Raw genomic sequence first — 17,358 nt, 5'->3', positions numbered from 1 at the left:
CGTAATCATGCGGAGGATCGCGCCGCGCCGTGCATGCGATTGCATCTCTCGTCCCGCTGCGCTGCTGAGGCCTCTTCTGTCAGGCGGTCTAGGTTTCGCGCTTCGGGCCGAGCAGGAACACTGTCAGGGCGGCGAGGAACGTGGCAACAGCACTGTAGGCAATGGCACTGGTAATCCCGGCATTGTCCACCAATAGTCCGCCGAAAATCGCGCCGGCTGCGATTGCCACTTGGAACGCTACGACCATCAGCACACCGGCGCTTTCGGCCTGCTCGGGAGCGGCGCGCCACACCATCCACGTCTGCAATCCCACCGGCACTGCGCCGAAGGCAAAGCCCCACGCGGCAACCGCAACCGCCGAGGCCGAGGCCGATGCTCCCGCCGTCAGCAGCGAAACAGCGGCTATCGCTATGAGCAGCGGTGCAAGGGCCGCGACTGCCTTGAGACTGTACTCGGCCAGCAGCCCGCCGGCCAAATTGCCGAAGAAACCGCCGATGCCAAAAGCAAGCAACACAAGCGAGATCGTCTCGACATCCAGCGCGGGAACCTTCTCGAGGAAGGCGCGGATATAGGTGAAGCCGGCGAAGTGGCCGGAAGCGACCAGCAGGACGACCAAAAGCGCGACCTTGATCGTCGGAATCTTGGCCACATCCAGCGGGCTGCGGAAGCTAGCCACTCCAACCGGAGGCAGCCTCGGAATGGTTATGAGTTGCACCAGCAGTGTAGCGGCGCCGACGACTGCGGCGACCATGAAGGCGCTTCGCCATCCCCAGATATCGCCGACATAAGCGCCGATTGGAGCTGCGCAAACGGTAGCGACGGAAACGCCGGTGAGGATGATCGACATGGCGCGCGGCAGGAGGTGGCTTGGAACGAGCCGCATCGCCAGTGCTGCCGACATCGACCAGAAGCCTCCGAGCGCTATGCCGAGCACGACGCGTGCCGTCAGGAGTACTGCCAGCGACCACGCGCCGGCCGCCAGAACGTCCGACAGGATCAGCAGCAGCGTCATCGCCCACATGACGATCCTGCGGTCCAGGCGCTTTGTGATGATGGCCACCGTCGGCGCCGAGATCGCCCCGACGATAGCGGTCGCCGTCATCGCCTGTCCAGCCGCACCCTCGGTGACACCGAGATCACGCGCGAGAGGCGTGAGGAGGCTGACAGGCAGAAACTCTGCCGTCACCAGCCCGAAGGTGCCCAAGGAAAGCGAAATGACCGCACCCCATGCGGGACCAGACGGTTGGTCGGGCTTTTCTGGGTCGTGCAGAACAGCGTCCATGACGCCTGCCGCGGATCGGGTCATGAACGAAGTCTCCACTTTGGATGCACTGCAACATGAGGTTGGCTGCCTTGACCCACATTAAAGACACAAGCGCATTTCGCGGCGGCGTTGCACGGAGGAGGGGATGTTCATTGCTTCGCGATATTTTGTGACGGTGCGGCGCGCAACATCGATGCCGGTTTCCTTCAGCCGGACAGCGATGTCATCGTCGGAAAGCACGTCGCCGGGAGATTCTGCGGCAATCATCGCTTTGATCCGATGGCGGACAGCTTCGGCGGAGTGCGCATCGCCGCCTTGGCAGGACGCGATCGCGACGGTGAAAAAATACTTCAGTTCAAAGACTCCGCGCGGGGTAAGCATGTACTTGTTCGAGGTCACCCGGCTTACCGTCGACTCGTGCACGCCGATCGCGTCAGCGACGGTTCTGAGATTGAGAGGCCGCAGGTGGGCGACGCCATGTTCCAAAAAGGCATCCTGCTGGCGCACGATTTCAGCCGCAACCTTAACAATCGTCTTGGCGCGCTGATCGAGGCTGCGGATTAGCCAGTTCGCGTTTTGCAAGCATTCGTTGAGAAATGCTTGATCTTTCGAATTTTGGACAGTTTGACGCGACACTTCGGCATAGTAGGTTTGGTTGATCAGCAGCTTGGGCAGTGTGGCCGGATCAAGTTCGATCTGCCACCCGCCTTCCGGCGAGGGCGTGACCCAGACGTCGGGTATGATTGATTCAGACGCACCGGATTGGAATCGGTTTCCAGGCTTGGGATCGAGCGCCCGAATCTCATGCATCATGTCGAGAAGGTCGTCTTCATCGACGCCGCAATGCTGCTTCAGTGCCTGAAAATCGCGTCGCGCAAGCATTTCAAGATTGGCAACCAAAGCTGCCATTGCCGGGTCGAACCGGTCTCGCTGGCGTAACTGGATTTCGAGGCATTCTCCGAGAGTTCGCGCAAAAATTCCCGGTGGATCAAAGTGCTGCAAGGTTCCGAGAACCCGCTCCACGTCAGCCTCCCGGACATTCAGGCTCTCGGCCAGCTCCAAAAGGTTTGCCCGAAGATAGCCAGTGTCTTCCAGATCGGCGGCAAGCTGGCCAGCGATCAGCCGCTCCTGTGGTGTGAACGCAGTGAGGGCGATCTGACGAGCGACATGGTCGTGCAATGTCTCGGCGAGGCTGGCAAACTCGTCGAGGGAAGGGCCATTACCCGGCGGGTTGTTGGTCGTGTTGCGAAGTGATTTCCATTGCCCGAGCCGTTCAGGCGACCCGGCCCCGGTCGGTCCGTCAACGGCGTTTGCGCGTGGGCCGACAGGCTGATCCGCTCCCGAAATCGAAACATCGCCAAAAGGCCCGCCATCGTTTGACGCAGATTCCAAGAGCGGGTTCTTCTCGATTTCCCGCTCCACGAACTGATGCAGTTCAGTATGCGCCAGTTGCAGCAAGCGAATCGACTCAATGAGTTGAGGCGATGCGACCATGGATTGCTTCTGGCGCTGAAGCAGGCTTGCTGAGGATTGCATGGTGAGCGCGATAATCCTGTCGAGGGAGCCTCTTGGGGCGGGCAATGGCACCAGTGAGACGTTTTCTAGGTCATGCGGCGGCTTTCAGCGTTTCGAGAACGTTTTGCGGGGATGAGACGCCATAGGGGTCGGCCTCGCAGTTGTCGGAGAAACCTTCCTCCTCGAACCACTGCTCCACCACACCATTGTTGATCAGGGCGGCGTAGCGCCAGGAGCGCATCCCGAAGCCGAGATTGTCCTTGGCCACCAGCATGCCCATCTTGCGTGTGAACTCGCCTGAGCCATCGGGAATGAGCTCGACCTTCTGCAGGCCCAAGGACTTCCCCCACGCATTCATGACGAAGGCATCGTTGACGGAGACGCAGTAAATCGCGTCAATTCCCTCCTTCTCGAACTCATCATAGAGCTTTTCGAAATTGGGCAGTTGGTAGGTCGAGCAGGTCGGGGTGAAGGCGCCAGGCAGCGAGAACAGGATGACGCGCTTGCCGGCAAAGTAGTCGTCAGACGTCTTTTCTTCCCAGCGATATGGATTAGGGCCCTGGACTGACTCATCGCGAACACGCGTGAGAAAGGTGACGAAGGGAACTTTCTTTTGAACGGTCATTAAGTTGCTCCTTAAAAAAACTGGCGCGCTGGATTCTCGCAGAGGCTGGCGCAATACCGAGCAAAGGCTCGTGTGCCGGGCACGGAATGAGGACCTCGCGGCTCGCAACTCCTTTTCCATCGCAATGGATGGGAACGTCTTGGCTGCTGGTCTTCGCCACCCGAACGAAATCAATCTGAGCGAGCTGGAGACCGTCGAGCCGCTTGGGCAACTTTCCACGGCTATGGCGCCGGAAGCGGGATCGATCACTCGCGCTCGTGCCCGCGAAAAAGTGATAGCGGCCGGAAGTAGCCAATGTCGGAAGCGTGTGGAGGCCTCAAATGTGACTTCACGCAAGAGACCCGCTTTACTGAGCTGGTTCAGCTTATTGTCGATGTTTGCCAGTGGCCCGCTGACCTTGGCTTGGGTGACCCTTTGATGGGGCTCTCGGGCACTCACATGCTGATCAGAACCGGTAAACGGCAATTGCGCGAGCGCCATGTGTTGGCGTGCCGGCATCGGACCAGCCGTGCGCAAAGCGGCTGCCGAGGAGGGACCTCCGGAGGAGATGATGTGCCGATGTTCAGCGGGAACGGGCACCGTCTCCTCAGGCCACGGTCTATAGCTTCGCGTGTCGGGCATGGCGCAAGTCGCTTTCATCGTGTTTTGATGGGCTCTGACCAGGAGCAGCAAGCGGCGTGCCATTTCAAATATAGATGCTTTTGGAGCCATCCTTTTTCTTGGGAGGACCGTGTCTTCAAGACCGGGCGCGCCCTATAACCGCCTCGTCAGCACGCTCGACAAGGGTGCTGTATGGTGCGGATATTCGGCGCTTCCGCCCCGGCTGGGCAAAGACGAACCGGAAGCCGAGCCGATGCACTACCTCACACCGGCGGGCACTGCAGCGATTGCGTAGCGTGTGCCGCTAGCGTGTTCTTGCGTGCGCAGGCACGGCTATCGCGAACACGCGCCTGTCGCAGCAACCATGAGCGCGCGCGCTTCGGCAGGCGCCCTGATTCCGTGAGGTTCGAATTCTCCAAGCGTGTCGCATTCGCAACCCTCTTATGTTCGAAACTGGACAAGAATGTCGCAGGCCCGACCGAAAGGTCCGCAAAGGCGCGGCTTCTGCTGGGTCGGCCAAATTGGCACGAGTTTTGAAGCTCCCTCGTTGCGAGCCGGGAGCCCCGACCGATTCATTTCGTGGATAACACCGCGATCGATGGAACGAAGAAAGAAAAGCAAATGCCAAATCCGCATCGGATAGCATTCTATGGGAAGGGGCGCTCGGCGAAACCGCCCCCACCAAACAGGCTCGCCGCCTTGGTCGAACCCTTGCGCAGGAAATCTTGATGGCCGGCTGCGACTCAATGGCCCGCCACTCGCGTTATCCTGAACTCGAAGGCGCAGGATAACGTTCTGCATCTCGCCGCGCGGTATGCCTAGGCAGTTAGACGTTGGCCGATCTTGATAATCGAGTCGGGCTACGCCGCGGAGGACGTCGTCTACATGCCGTCTTACGTCATTCGATGCCCGTAGCGCCTGCCGGTCACCTTCCGCCCTTCCATCGCTTAGAGAGTGAAGTGCCACCATGTCCGAACAACCCTTGCCGACGCTGCCGATGTGGCGCGTCGATCACATCGAGCCCTCGCCCGAGATGTTGGCGCTAGGCGCCAACGGTCCGATCCACCGCGTGCGCTTCCCGTCCGGGCACGAAGGCTGGTGGGTGACAGGCTACGATGAAGCCAAGGCGGTGCTGTCCGACGCGGCGTTCCGGCCCTCGGGAATGCCGCCGGCGGCATTCACCCCGGATTCGGTGATTCTCGGATCGCCGGGGTGGTTGGTCTCGCACGAGGGGGGCGAGCATGCTCGGTTACGCACGATCGTGGCGCCGGCCTTCAGCAACCGCAGGGTGAAGCTGCTCGAGCAGCAGGTCGAGGCGATCGCCGCGCAGTTGTTCGAGACACTGGCGGCCCAGCCCCAGCCCGCCGACCTGCGGCGCCACCTCTCCTTTCCGCTTCCGGCCATGGTCATCAGCGCGCTGATGGGCGTGCTCTACGGGGATCACGCCTTTTTCGCCGGGCTGTCCGACGAGGTGATGACGCACCAGCATGAAAGCGGCCCGCGCAGCGCGTCGCGCTTGGCCTGGGAAGAACTGCGCGCCTACATTCGTGGCAAGATGCGGGACAAGCGCCAGGATCCTGGCGACAACCTGCTGACGGATCTGCTCGCGGCGGTCGACCAAGGCAAGGCGACCGAGGAAGAGGCGATCGGCTTGGCGGCGGGAATGCTGGTGGCGGGGCACGAGAGCACCGTCGCGCAGATCGAATTCGGCCTGCTGGCCATGTTCCGCCATCCGCAACAGCGCGAACGCCTGGTCGGCGATCCATCCCTGGTGGACAAGGCGGTGGAGGAAATCCTGCGCATGTACCCGCCCGGCGCGGGCTGGGACGGCATCATGCGCTATCCGAGTACCGACGTGACCATCGCGGGCGTGGAAATTCCTGCGGAGAGCAAGGTGCTTGTCGGCCTGCCGGCGACGTCGTTCGATGCGCGCCATTTCGACGACCCGGAAATCTTCGACATCGGACGCGACGAAAACCCGCACCTGGCGTTCTCCCATGGGCCGCACTACTGCATCGGCGCGGCGCTGGCCAGGCTGGAACTCAAGGTGGTGTTCGGTTCGATCTTCCAGCGCTTTCCCGCGCTGCGCCTGGCCGTGGCGCCCGAAGAACTGAAGTTGCGCAAGGAGATCATCACTGGCGGGTTCGAGGAGCTCCCGGTGCTCTGGTGATGCGCGGACGCCGCCGGGAATCGCGATCTTCTCCGCAATTTGCCGGCGCGCCTGGCGCGCGCCGGTCAGATCAGCCAGCCAACAGGTAACCAAGATGGACGTGCAAGAAACCATGGCAGCATGCCGGGACGCCTTCGCCGAACTGGCGTCGCCAGGGTGCATTCAGGACCCGTATCCGTTCATGCGGTGGTTGCGCGAGCACGATCCGGTGCATCGCGCGGCGTCGGGCCTCTTTCTGTTGAGCCGCCACGCCGACATCTACTGGGCGCTCAAGGCCACGGGCGATGCGTTTCGGGGACCGGCGCCGGGCGAACTGGCGCGCTATTTCCCGCGTGCAGCGACCAGCCTGTCACTCAATCTGCTGGCGTCCACGCTAGCGATGAAGGAACCACCGACGCATACGCGTCTGCGCCGGCTGATCTCGCGCGATTTCACCATCGGCCAGATCGACAACCTGAGGCCGACCATCGCTCGCATTGTCGCAGCGCGCCTGGACGGCATGGCGCCCGCACTGGAGCGCGGGGACGCAGTGGACCTGCATCAGGAATTCGCGCTGGCCTTGCCCATGCTGGTTTTCGGCGAACTGTTCGGCATGCCCCGGGACGACATGTTCGGGCTCGTCGCCGGCATCAGCGCGATTCTGGAAGGCCTGAGCCCGCACGCCAGCGATCCCCAACTCGCTGCGGGGGACGCGGCCAGCGCCAGGGTGCAGGCCTACTTCGGCGACCTCATACAGCGCAAGCGCACCGATTCCCGCCACGACATCGTGTCAATGCTGGTCGGCGCACACGACGACGATGCCGAGATGCTGTCGGATGCGGAATTGATAAGCATGCTCTGGGGCATGCTGCTGGGCGGCTTCGCCACCACTGCCGCGGCCATCGGCCATGCGGTCCTGGCGATGCTGGCGTATCCCGAACAGCGGCACTGGCTGAAGGGAGATGCCGTGGGGGTGAAGGCATTCGTCGAAGAAGCACTGCGCTACGACGCGCCCGCCATGTTCAGCTCCATTCCGCGTATCGCCCAGCGCGACATCGAACTGGGCGGCGTGGTGATCCCGAAGAACGCGGACGTGCGCGTGCTGATCGCGGCCGGCAATCGCGACCCGGACGCCTTCGCCGATCCCGATCGCTTCGATCCCGTGCGGTTCTACGGCACAAGTCCTGGCATGTCGATCGACGGGAAGATCATGCTGACCTTCGGCCACGGCATCCACTTCTGCCTTGGTGCGCAACTGGCCCGGGTGCAGTTGGCCGAAAGCCTGCCGCGGATCCAGGCGCGCTTCCCCACGCTGGCATTGGCCGAGCAGCCGACCCGGGAGCCCTCCGCGTTCCTTAGGACGTTCCGCGCGCTGCCGGTGCGGCTGCATGGGCAGGAGGGCTGAGATGCGCGTCCTGGTCGATCAGGATCTGTGCGGAACTACCGGGCAGTGCGTGCTGACGCTGCCGGGCACCTTTCGCCAGCGCGAACCGGACGGCGTGGCCGAAGTGTGCGTGGCGACGGTCCCGCAGGCGCTGCACGCCGCCGTGCGGCTTGCGGCCAATCAGTGCCCGGTCGCCGCCATTCGGGTCATCGAAAGCGACGCTGGCCATGACGAGCGCGCCAGCGCCGACCCTGCGCCTTCTCCGGCGGAGGCCGAGCGGCATGCTGCGAAAGACCAATGCAGTTCAGGAGACACGATGGGACGGTTTGAAGGCAAAGTGGCCGTGGTGACCGGCGCCGGCGCCGGCATTGGCAAGGCATGCGCTCTCGCCATCGCGCGCGGGGGCGGCAGAGTGGTGGTGGCCGACATTGATGGCTCGGCGGCCATCGCCTGCACCGCGCAGATCGCGGCCGAAGCAGGCCACGCGCTGCCCATAGCCATGGATATCGCCGATGAGCAGGCGGTGGCAGCGCTGTTCGAGAGGGCGGAGCGGCACTTCGGGGGGGTCGACCTGCTGGTGAACAATGCGAGCGCCATGCATCTGACCCCGCGCGACCGCGCGATCCTCGACCTGGACCTGGCGGTCTGGGACCAGACCATGGCGACCAATCTGCGCGGCACGCTGCTCTGCTGCCGGCAGGCCATCCCACGGATGATCGCCCGTGGCGGTGGCGCGATCGTCAACATGTCGTCGTGCCAGGGGCTCAGCGGTGATACCGCGCAAACGTCCTACGCTGCCTCGAAGGCGGCGATGAACATGCTGTCGGCCTCGCTCGCCACCCAGTACGGTCACTCGCAGATCCGCTGCAACGCGGTTGCGCCGGGTCTTATCATGACCGAGCGTCTCCTTGGCAAGCTGGACGAGTGCATGCAACGGCATCTGCGCCGGCACCAGCTCCTGCCGCGCGTCGGCCGTCCCAAGGACGTGGCCGCGCTCGTGGCGTTCCTGCTCTCCGACGATGCTGCGTTCATCACCGGCCAGGTCGTGTGCATCGATGGCGGCATGCTGGCGCATGTGCCGACATACGCCGACGGTGGCAACAGCTGCGCCGCGCGCCCTGCCGGCGACACCGAATCGGCGGCGGCGGCCCGCTGCTGATGGACATACTACTCAACCCCCTCAACCGTCGGCACCGGCTGCGATGCGACATCCCGGTCATGCCTGGCGCTTTCCCCCTGGTCGGGCATCTTCCGGCCATTGTCTGCGACCTGCCGCGCCTGCTGCAGCGCGCAGAACGGACGCTGGGCAGCCACTTCTGGCTGGATTTCGGCCCTGCCGGACATCTGATGACCTGTGTGCATCCGGATGCGTTCGCACTGCTCCGGCACAAGGACGTGTCCTCGGCGCTGATCGAAGAGATCGCGCCCGAATTGCTTGGCGGAACGTTGGTTGCCCAGGACGGCGGCGCGCACCGGCAGGCGCGCGATGCGATCAAGGCGGCGTTCCTGCCCAAGGGGCTGACCGAGGCCGGCATCGGCGACCTGTTCGCGCCCGTCATCTGGACGCGGGTGCAGGCGTGGCGCGACTGCGGCGAGGTAACCATCCTGCGCGAAACCGGCGACCTGATGCTCAAGCTCATCTTCAGCCTCATGGGAATCCCCGCGCAGGACCTGCCGGGATGGCATCGCAAATACCGGCAACTGCTGCAGTTGATCGTCGCGCCCCCGGTCGACCTGCCCGGACTGCCCTTGCGGCGCGGCCGCGCCGCCCGCGACTGGATCGACGCGCAGTTGCGCCAGTTCGTCCGCGACGCGCGCGCGCATGCCGCGCGCACCGGGTTGATCAACGACATGGTGAGCGCCTTCGACCGCAGCGACGATGCGCTTTCCGATGACGTCCTGGTCGCCAATATCCGCTTGCTGCTGCTTGCCGGTCACGACACCACTGCCTCGACGATGGCCTGGATGGTGATCGAGCTGGCGCGGCAGCCTGTGCTGTGGGACGCCCTGGTCGAGGAGGCGCAACGCGTGGGCGCGGTGCCGACCCGGCACGCGGACCTGGCGCAGTGTCCGGTCGCCGAGGCGCTGTTCCGCGAGACGCTGCGCCTGCATCCGGCGACCACGCTCCTGCCGCGTCGCGCCCTGCAGGAATTGCAACTCGGCCAACGGCGCATTCCCGCGGGCACCCATCTGTGCATCCCGCTGCTGCATTTCTCGACCTCGGCGCTGCTGCACGAGGCGCCTGATCAGTTCTGCCTGGCGCGGTGGCTGCAACGCACGGAGCCGATCCGGCCGGTGGACATGCTGCAGTTCGGTACCGGCCCACACGTCTGCATCGGCTACCACCTGGTATGGCTGGAAATGGTGCAGTTCTGCATCGCCTTGGCGCTGATCATGCACAGGGCCGGGGTGCGGCCGCGGTTGCTGAGCGGCGTCGAAAAAGGCCGGCGCTATTACCCGACCGCACATCCGTCCATGGCAATCCGCATAGGCTTCTCATGAGCTGGCATCGCATGCCCCGTGTGGCGAGGCAGCGGCGGCGCCGGCGAGGCTCGGCATTGCTGCACTCAGCGCACGCGCTCGGTGCGACGCCGGCAACACCGCGGCGGCTTGGCGCTCGCCGTGGCCATCTCGTGTCAGGTACAAGGACATGAAAAACATGCAGACCGGTTCCACGCTACACGACGACCGAACTGGCGTTTCCGCGCTCGGCGGATTGGGCGCGCAGGCGCGCGGCGCATCCGGCAGGCTGCTGCCGGAGATCTGGATGCAGGACGGCGCAAAGCGGGTCGAACAGGCGCTGGCGCGTCTTCTCTGCGCCGAAGACGACGGTGAGACCGAGCTGATGGCGGCGATGCGCTACGCCACCTTGCATGGCGGGAAGCGCACCCGCGCCTTGCTGTGTCTGGCGGCCGGCGCACTGGCCGACACGCCGGCGCACATGCTCGACGACGTCGGCGCAGCCATCGAGATGATGCACGCCTGTACCCTGGTCCACGACGACCTGCCCGCGATGGACGACGACGTGCTTCGCCGCGGCCTTCCGACCGTGCACGTCAAGTTCGGCGAAGCCACTGCGATCCTGGTCGGCGATGCGCTGCAGGCGCACGCCTTCCTGACCCTGGCGAGCCTGGATGCGCCGGGCGACAACCGTATCGCGCTCGTGCGCGAACTGGCGCAGGCCGTGTCCGCCGAGGGTGCCGCAGGCGGGCAGGCCATGGATCTGTCGCTGGTCGGAAAGCACGCCGAGCTGGACAGGATCGTGGCAATGCACCGGATGAAGAGCGGAGCGCTAGTGCGCGCGTCCGTTCGCATGGGCGCGCTATGCGCCATCGCGGAGGATACCGCGCACGCTTGGCTGTACTGTGCGCTCGATCGCTACACCGCCTGTTTCGGCCTGGCGTTGCAGGTGGTCGACGACATTCTGGACGCGACAGCGGATACCGCGACGCTGGGCAAGACCCCCGGCAAGGACGCGGCGGCGCAGAAGCCGACCTGCGCGTCGATCATGGGGCTGCAGGCAGCGCGCCAGTTCGCGCTGGATTTGTTGCGCGACGCCGGGGAGGCCATCGCCCCGCTGGGGCGGCGTGCGGAACGGTTAGCGCAGATGCTGCAGCGGGCCAACGTGTATCTGTCCGCGCCATACGCATGAGCGCGTCCGTCCGCATGGACTCGCCCCTGTGCTGCTGCGATCGGCCGGCGGGCGGTGCATGCTGCACTGTGTCCGAACCGGCGGCGACGTGCGCGGCGTCTGCCCGATCCTGGTTGTCGTTAGCCCTCTGCACAAGGAACATCCCGCGTGAACGCGCTGTCCGAACAAATCCTTTCCGAATTGCGCCACCTGCTGAGCGAGATGAGGGACGGCGGCAGCGTCGGTCCGTCCGTCTACGACACGGCGCGAGCTCTGCAGTTCCACGGCAACGTCACCGGTCGGCAGGACGCATACGCGTGGCTCATCGCGCAGCAACAGGCCGATGGCGGATGGGGAAGTGCGGACTTCCCGCTGTTCCGCCATGCGCCCACGTGGGCGGCGTTGCTGGCATTGCAGCGTGCCGATCCTCTTCCCGGCGCTGCCGACGCAGTCCAGGCTGCAACCCGGTTCCTCGAGCGCCAGCCCGATCCCTACGCGCATGCGGTGCCGGAAGACGCGCCGATCGGCGCGGAGCTGATCCTGCCGCAATTGTGCGGCGAGGCCGCATCCTTGCTGGGCGGGGTGGCGTTTCCGCGCCACCCAGCGCTGTTGCCGTTGCGGCAAGCGTGTCTGGTCAAGCTGGGGGCGGCGGCGACGTTGCCGAGCGGCCATCCGTTGCTGCACTCCTGGGAAGCCTGGGGGACGTCGCCGACCACCGGATGCCCGGATGACGACGGCAGCATCGGCATCAGTCCGGCGGCCACCGCCGCGTGGCGTGCGCACGCCGTGACACAGGGAAGCACGCCTCAGGTCGGGCGCGCCGACGCGTATCTCCAGGCGGCATCGCGGGCGACGCGCAGCGGCATCGAAGGTGTCTTTCCCAACGTCTGGCCGATCAATGTATTCGAGCCATGCTGGTCGCTGTACACCCTGCATCTGGCCGGTCTGTTCGCGCATCCCGCGCTCGCCGAGGCGGTGCAAGTGATCGTCGCGCAGCTCGACGCCCGCCTGGGCGTGCGCGGTCTGGGCCCGGCCTTGCACTTCGCGGCCGATGCGGACGATACCGCCGTTGCGATGTGCGTCCTGCGCCTTGCAGGCCGCGACCCGGCGGTCGATGCGTTGCGCCATTTCGAAATCGGCGAGCTGTTCGTCACCTTCCCCGGCGAGCGCAATGCCTCGGTGTCAACCAACATCCATGCCCTGCATGCGTTGCGAATGTTGGGAAAGCCCGCCGCCGGCACCAGCGCCTACGTCGAGGCCAATCGCAACCCGCACGGTCTATGGGACAACGAGAAATGGCACGTTTCGTGGCTGTATCCCACCGCGCATGCGGTCGCTGCGCTGGCGCAAGGCAAGCCCCAGTGGCGCGACGAGCGCGCGCTGGCGGCGCTGCTGCAGGCGCAGCGCGGCGACGGCGGCTGGGGCGCCGGTCGCGCGTCCACATTCGAGGAAACCGCCTATGCGCTGTTCGCGTTGCACGTGATGGACGGGAGCGAAGAGCCGACAGGGCGCCGGCGCATCGCGCAGGCGGTGGCGCGTGCGCTGGAGTGGATGCTCGCCCGCCATGCGGCGCATGCATGGCCGCAGACGCCGCTGTGGATCGGCAAGGAACTGTATTGCCCCACCCGGGTGGTGCGCGTGGCCGAACTCGCCGGGTTATGGCTGGCGCTTCGTTGGGGGCGGCGCGTCCTGGCCGAGGGAGCAGGAGCGGCGCCATGATCCAGACCGAACGCGCGCTGCAGCAGGTGCTGGAGTGGGGGCGTTCCCTGACCGGGTTCGCCGACGAGCATGCCGTGGAAGCGGTCAGGGGCGGCCAGTACATCTTGCAGCGCATCCACCCGAGCCTGCGCGACACCAGCGCCCGCACCGGCCGCGATCCGCAGGACGAAACGCTGATCGTGGCGTTCTATCGCGAACTGTCGCTGCTGTTCTGGCTCGACGATTGCAACGACCTTGGCCTGATCGCGCCGGAGCAGCTCGCCGCGGTGGAGCAGGCGCTGGGGCAGGGCGTGCCGTGCGCGCTCCCCGGATTCGAGGGCTGCGCTGTGCTGCGCGCTTCGCTGGCCGCGCTCGCCTACGATCGTCGCGACTATGCTCATCTTCTCGACGATACCCGGTGCTACTGCGCGGCGCTGCGCGCCGGACACGCGCAGGCGGCAGGGGCGGAACGCTGGTCTTACGCCGAGTACCTGCACAACGGCATCGATTCGATCGCCTACACGAACGTGTTCTGTTGCCTGTCGTTGCTGTGGGGACTGGACATGGCGACCTTGCGCGCGGGTCCGGCGTTTCGCCAGGTCCTGCGGCTCATCTCCGCGATAGGGCGCCTGCAGAACGATCTGCATGGACGCGACAAGGACAGGTCGGCCGGCGAGGCCGACAACGCGGCAATCCTGCTGCTGCAGCGCTATCCGGCTATGCCTGTGGAGGAGTTTCTCAACGACGAGCTGGCCGGCCATACGCGCATTCTGCACCGGGTGATGGCGGAAGAACGCTTTCCCGCGCCGTGGGGACCATTGATCGAGGCCATGGCGGCCATCCGCGCGCAGTACTACCAGACCTCAACCAGCCGCTACCGCAGCGACGCTGCGGGGGGAGGCCAGCGTGCGCCGGCCTGAACGCACGGGAGGCGGCGGCGTGCGCGCGCTGCCGTCGGTCCGATCCGACACAACGCCGTCGCCCGATGCGACGGATGGAGCGAGCGTGAGCGACACCGCCCTGAGCCGGCGCAAGGACGACCATCTGGACATCGTGCTGGATCGGCGAACGGCGACGGCCACGGTCGCCGCCGGCTGGGAGTACATCCGTTTCGAACACTGCGCATTGCCCGAGTTGGACTTGACGCAGATCGACCTGCGCGCCTGGCTGCTGGGCAAGACCATGCGCGCGCCGCTGCTGATCAGCTCCATGACCGGCGGCATGCCACGCGCCGAGGCCATCAACCGGCATCTGAGCGAGGCAGCGCAAGCCTTGGGGATCGCCATGTGCGTCGGTTCGCAGCGCGTGAGCCTGCAATCCCGCAACTCCCAGGGGCTGACGCGCGCGCTGCGCCGCCTGGCCCCAGACATTCCCCTGCTGGCCAATATCGGCGCCGCGCAACTGCGCGAGGCCGACGGCCTGGACCTGGCGCGCCGGGCGGTGGATGCGCTGGAGGCCGATGGACTCATCGTCCATCTCAATCCGCTGCAGGAAGCGGTACAGCCGGAGGGAGACCGCGACTGGCGCGGCGTCCTGGCGCAGATCGCTCGCGCCGCGCGCAGCGTGGGCGTGCCGATCGTGGCCAAGGAAGTGGGGTCAGGCCTGTCCGCCTCGGTGGCCTGTGCGCTCGTCGAGGCGGGCGCGGCGGTGATCGATGTCGCCGGCGCCGGCGGCACCAGTTGGGCCGCGGTGGAGGGCGAGCGCGCCCGCGATGCCGCCGACCGTGCAGTGGCGATGGCCTTCGCCGATTGGGGGATTCCGACCCCGGCCAGCGTGCAGGCGGTACGTCGGGCGCTGCCAACGGTGAAGCTGATCGCGTCCGGCGGGATCCGCGACGGCGTCGACGTGGCCAAGGCCATCCGCCTGGGCGCGGACATCGCCGGGCAGGCGGCCGGCGTGCTGCGCGCGGCTACGGTATCCACCGAGGCGGTTGTCGCGCATTTCGAGATCGTCATCCGCCAGTTGGCCGTCGCCTGCTTCTGCACCGGCTCGGCTGATCTGGCGGCGTTGCGTCAGGCGCGCTTGTTGCCCTCAGCGCGTCTGCCCGTCGGTTGATGCCGGCGTCGCCCGCACGTGGCGGCGGGCGCCTAGTCTTACTGAGTCAGAAAGGATGGAAAGCGCTACCGGGCTGGGCTTCGCCGTCGCCACCACTCTCGCCGAGTCGGCGGTGAACTCAGTCGTCGGGAAACGTATGGTCAAGAAGCAGCAGATGCGCTGGTCACTTCACGGTGCGCATATGCTCGTGCAGCTCCGGGCGGCGGAGATCAAGGGCGAACTTCGCAACCGGCTTCGGGCGCCTTTCCGACAGCCAGAACTGAACGGGCCGCCAACAGCCTACGCGCTTTACCGTCTATCTCAGCTGCGCTGTCGATTATGTCCGAAGCAAGGCATCGATATTCCCGCCGAGTTGCTCTCCCAGGTCGCACCGGTTCCTTGGGCTCATATCGCACTCACCGGAGCAATGAGATACCTTTGCGTATCATCGCGCATTGGAATAGATCGTATAGGTATCATGATGGCATCTGAATCGGAAATTCTGCGCGAAATCGGTCGGCTTTTCAGGCAGGCGAGGCTGGCCGCTGCCATGACGCAGGAGCAGGTCGCTGATTTGGCGGGTATATCCCGTCCCCGCTATCGCGACATCGAAAAGGGAGCCGCAGCGGCGCGTGCGACGACGCTCATGAATATCGCTCGCGCACTCGGTCTGGAAATGATGATGGTTCCGCAAGTCATGGTGCCGGCTGTCCAGGCTCTATTGCGTCCGAATGATGATGACGATCGACCCGCTTTTGTTCCTCAACCTGACGATGACGATCATGGCTCCAGTTTTTCGCGCACCTAAGACGATCCCGTCGCTGGACGTGCTCTTGAACGCACTGAAGGTCGGCACAATCGTTAGGACGCCGGGCGATTTCAATGCATTTAACTTCGATGAGGCCTACCGCGCGACGGGCGGCTTTCCGGTTTTCAGCCTGTCGTTCCGGGCAGCGACGGGAGGATTGCGGAAAGATCCGAAGCCTCTGGCGGGCGCCTTGCCCGCTTTCTTCGCGAACCTCCTGCCGGAGGAGAAATTGCGCGAGGCGATGGAAAAGCACCACCAAGGCAATGTCCGGCCAGGCAATGATTTCGATCTTTTAGCGGCGCTGGGCGCCGATCTGCCGGGAGCCGTACGGGCGTTGCCCAGTGACGGCGCGATAGCGGTTTCGCAGGATGCTTCAAAAGATAAGCCCAAGGCACGTTCTCACTTGCCGGCGTGCAGATGAAGCTGTCGGTCATGAAGAACACTGGAAAAGGCGGTGGCCTTACCTTGCCGATGGACGACGAGCAGGACCGGTACATCGCCAAGTTCCCTTCGGCGGCGTTTCCGGTTTCCGAGAACGAATTCGCCAACCTGGCGCTGGCTGCAGCGATCGGCATGGAGGTTCCTGAATGCGAACTGGTCGAGAAGTCCGATTTTGAGGGCGTTCCCGAAGAATTCAACACGCTGTCGGAGGGCAAGGTCCTTCTCGTCAAACGCTTCGATCGCGGCGCCGATGGCGAGAGGATACACATCGAGGATTTCGCTCAGGTCTTCGGTGTCTATCCTCGCGCAAAAATGAGGGGGCCGCTTATCACGACATAGCCTTGGCCCCTTGGCGTAGCCGTCTCGCCTACGGCGGCTCTCGAATGCGTCCGCCGCCTGGTGCTGACGGTCATCACCGGCCATGGCGACATGCACCTGAAGAACTGGTCTTTGGTTTATCCCGGCAACGGCGACAAGCCGGTGCTTGCACCAATCTACGACGTTCTGTCGACCGTGCCATATATTCCCGCCGACGCCATGGCGCTTTCGCTTGGAGGGGAGCGCTCGTTCAAGGCGCTAGCAGCACCGCGATGGAAAGCATTCGCGAACCGTGCAAGGCTTCCGGAGCCGGCAGTCCTGAAGGCAGTGGTCGAGACCGTCGAACTCGTCAACGAGCACTGCATCTGCCTGAGCGCGACGTTGTCGCGGCGAAAGTGCTCGAGCGGATCGACGAACATGTGAAGGCGATGACGCCGATACTGAACTCCTGCGCCAATAAGTGAGCCGAGCCTCTTGGGTTGATGATATTGCGGATGATCGCCCGCAGCCCCGAATTGATGGCGGTGGCTCGCAGGTATGCCAGCGTGGCGCAAGATTCCGCGCAGTGTCGATGAGGGCACGCGAGACCAAGCACGTCAGCTCGCCGGAACAGGAGAGTTCGCAGCATCCCGCAAAAACGCAAGAGGGTCGAGATGCTGTTCGCCCACCTCAACACAATGATGCGGTTCGAACGAATGCGTGACTGGGGATCGCGATCCGACGCTTTGTGTCGCCATTGTCGGGTCCGCTACACGGCTTGTTCCGACGATCCTTTCTGCGGCTTCAAGCTAAATACCTGAAAAACAACCACAAATTTATTCTTCGATTCGACGAGCCAAATTGGCACGAGTCTTGAAACCTTGAGTGCGAGGCGGCGACAGCTGCCCGACC

Annotated in this window: 14 protein-coding genes and 2 pseudogenes; 13 read left to right on the top strand and 3 right to left on the bottom strand. The window is 64.7% G+C overall.

The window, feature by feature from the left end; translation table 11 throughout:
• Nucleotides 1-88: 88 nt before the first annotated feature.
• The 3 genes from NKH67_RS19115 to NKH67_RS19105 all read right to left on the bottom strand — a co-directional run bounded on the left by NKH67_RS19115 (nucleotide 89) and on the right by NKH67_RS19105 (nucleotide 3,404).
• Nucleotides 89-1,306, bottom strand: coding sequence for an MFS transporter (locus NKH67_RS19115; RefSeq protein WP_353031557.1), 1,218 nt, complete (start codon nucleotides 1,304-1,306; stop codon nucleotides 89-91).
• Nucleotides 1,307-1,363: 57 nt separating this feature from the next.
• Nucleotides 1,364-2,800, bottom strand: coding sequence for an RNA polymerase factor sigma-54 (gene rpoN, locus NKH67_RS19110; protein WP_353031555.1), 1,437 nt, complete (start codon nucleotides 2,798-2,800; stop codon nucleotides 1,364-1,366).
• A 70-nt stretch (nucleotides 2,801-2,870) separates the two neighbouring features.
• The gene (locus NKH67_RS19105) at nucleotides 2,871-3,404 is read right to left on the bottom strand and encodes a peroxiredoxin (RefSeq protein WP_352646666.1); all 534 of its coding nucleotides are present in this window, start codon (nucleotides 3,402-3,404) and stop codon (nucleotides 2,871-2,873) included.
• Nucleotides 3,405-4,134: 730 nt separating this feature from the next.
• Here NKH67_RS19105 and NKH67_RS19100 point away from each other — a divergent pair.
• From NKH67_RS19100 to NKH67_RS19040, 13 genes and pseudogenes are all read left to right on the top strand, one after another.
• Complete coding sequence (locus tag NKH67_RS19100) at nucleotides 4,135-4,299, top strand: hypothetical protein (protein ID WP_353031553.1); 165 nt, start codon at nucleotides 4,135-4,137, stop codon at nucleotides 4,297-4,299.
• Between the two features lie 672 nt (nucleotides 4,300-4,971).
• Nucleotides 4,972-6,174 (top strand): cytochrome P450, encoded by a 1,203-nt coding sequence (locus tag NKH67_RS19095; RefSeq protein ID WP_353031551.1) that lies wholly within the window; start codon nucleotides 4,972-4,974, stop codon nucleotides 6,172-6,174.
• A 94-nt stretch (nucleotides 6,175-6,268) separates the two neighbouring features.
• The gene (locus NKH67_RS19090) at nucleotides 6,269-7,558 is read left to right on the top strand and encodes a cytochrome P450 (RefSeq protein ID WP_353031549.1); all 1,290 of its coding nucleotides are present in this window, start codon (nucleotides 6,269-6,271) and stop codon (nucleotides 7,556-7,558) included.
• Nucleotides 7,542-7,685: pseudogene (locus NKH67_RS19085) on the top strand (ferredoxin); the annotation flags it as partial. The gene NKH67_RS19090 and the pseudogene NKH67_RS19085, both read left to right, overlap by 17 nt.
• A 168-nt stretch (nucleotides 7,686-7,853) precedes the next feature.
• Nucleotides 7,854-8,696 (top strand): SDR family oxidoreductase, encoded by an 843-nt coding sequence (locus NKH67_RS19080; protein ID WP_353031627.1) that lies wholly within the window; start codon nucleotides 7,854-7,856, stop codon nucleotides 8,694-8,696.
• Nucleotides 8,696-10,039, top strand: a complete 1,344-nt coding sequence (locus tag NKH67_RS19075) for a cytochrome P450 (protein WP_353031547.1) — start codon at nucleotides 8,696-8,698, stop codon at nucleotides 10,037-10,039. Before NKH67_RS19080 ends, NKH67_RS19075 begins: the two co-directional genes overlap by 1 nt.
• A 157-nt stretch (nucleotides 10,040-10,196) precedes the next feature.
• On the top strand, nucleotides 10,197-11,189 hold the full coding sequence (locus NKH67_RS19070) for a polyprenyl synthetase family protein (protein WP_353031625.1): 993 nt from the start codon (nucleotides 10,197-10,199) through the stop codon (nucleotides 11,187-11,189).
• A 147-nt stretch (nucleotides 11,190-11,336) separates the two neighbouring features.
• Complete coding sequence (locus NKH67_RS19065) at nucleotides 11,337-12,887, top strand: hypothetical protein (protein WP_353031545.1); 1,551 nt, start codon at nucleotides 11,337-11,339, stop codon at nucleotides 12,885-12,887.
• A complete protein-coding gene (locus NKH67_RS19060) occupies nucleotides 12,884-13,786 on the top strand; it encodes a terpene synthase family protein (protein ID WP_353031543.1) in 903 nt (300 codons plus the stop codon). Before NKH67_RS19065 ends, NKH67_RS19060 begins: the two co-directional genes overlap by 4 nt.
• A gap of 28 nt (nucleotides 13,787-13,814) precedes the next feature.
• A complete protein-coding gene (gene fni, locus NKH67_RS19055; protein WP_502893773.1) occupies nucleotides 13,815-14,921 on the top strand; it encodes a type 2 isopentenyl-diphosphate Delta-isomerase in 1,107 nt (368 codons plus the stop codon).
• Between the two features lie 460 nt (nucleotides 14,922-15,381).
• A complete protein-coding gene (locus NKH67_RS19050) occupies nucleotides 15,382-15,708 on the top strand; it encodes a helix-turn-helix domain-containing protein (RefSeq protein WP_352798341.1) in 327 nt (108 codons plus the stop codon).
• On the top strand, nucleotides 15,632-16,129 hold the full coding sequence (locus tag NKH67_RS19045; RefSeq protein WP_353031541.1) for a HipA N-terminal domain-containing protein: 498 nt from the start codon (nucleotides 15,632-15,634) through the stop codon (nucleotides 16,127-16,129). The genes NKH67_RS19050 and NKH67_RS19045 overlap by 77 nt, the downstream gene beginning before the upstream one ends.
• Nucleotides 16,126-16,890: pseudogene (locus NKH67_RS19040) on the top strand (type II toxin-antitoxin system HipA family toxin). Before NKH67_RS19045 ends, NKH67_RS19040 begins: the two are co-directional and overlap by 4 nt.
• Nucleotides 16,891-17,358 lie beyond the last annotated feature (468 nt).

Source organism: Mesorhizobium sp. M0968, from assembly GCF_040319065.1.
Lineage (GTDB): Bacteria > Pseudomonadota > Alphaproteobacteria > Rhizobiales > Rhizobiaceae > Mesorhizobium.
This window is presented reverse-complemented; position numbering and strand designations above follow the sequence as displayed.

Excerpts from the sequence above, each read along its gene's own strand:
- NKH67_RS19115 (WP_353031557.1), bottom strand. The coding sequence starts at position 1,306 with ATGACCCGATCCGCGGCAGGCGTCATGGACGCTGTTCTGCACGACCCA.
- rpoN (WP_353031555.1), bottom strand. The coding sequence starts at position 2,800 with ATGCAATCCTCAGCAAGCCTGCTTCAGCGCCAGAAGCAATCCATGGTC.
- NKH67_RS19105 (WP_352646666.1), bottom strand. The coding sequence starts at position 3,404 with ATGACCGTTCAAAAGAAAGTTCCCTTCGTCACCTTTCTCACGCGTGTT.
- NKH67_RS19095 (WP_353031551.1), top strand. The coding sequence starts at position 4,972 with ATGTCCGAACAACCCTTGCCGACGCTGCCGATGTGGCGCGTCGATCAC.
- NKH67_RS19090 (WP_353031549.1), top strand. The coding sequence starts at position 6,269 with ATGGACGTGCAAGAAACCATGGCAGCATGCCGGGACGCCTTCGCCGAA.
- NKH67_RS19080 (WP_353031627.1), top strand. The coding sequence starts at position 7,854 with ATGGGACGGTTTGAAGGCAAAGTGGCCGTGGTGACCGGCGCCGGCGCC.
- NKH67_RS19075 (WP_353031547.1), top strand. The coding sequence starts at position 8,696 with ATGGACATACTACTCAACCCCCTCAACCGTCGGCACCGGCTGCGATGC.
- NKH67_RS19070 (WP_353031625.1), top strand. The coding sequence starts at position 10,197 with ATGCAGACCGGTTCCACGCTACACGACGACCGAACTGGCGTTTCCGCG.
- NKH67_RS19060 (WP_353031543.1), top strand. The coding sequence starts at position 12,884 with ATGATCCAGACCGAACGCGCGCTGCAGCAGGTGCTGGAGTGGGGGCGT.
- NKH67_RS19050 (WP_352798341.1), top strand. The coding sequence starts at position 15,382 with ATGGCATCTGAATCGGAAATTCTGCGCGAAATCGGTCGGCTTTTCAGG.
- NKH67_RS19045 (WP_353031541.1), top strand. The coding sequence starts at position 15,632 with ATGATGATGACGATCGACCCGCTTTTGTTCCTCAACCTGACGATGACG.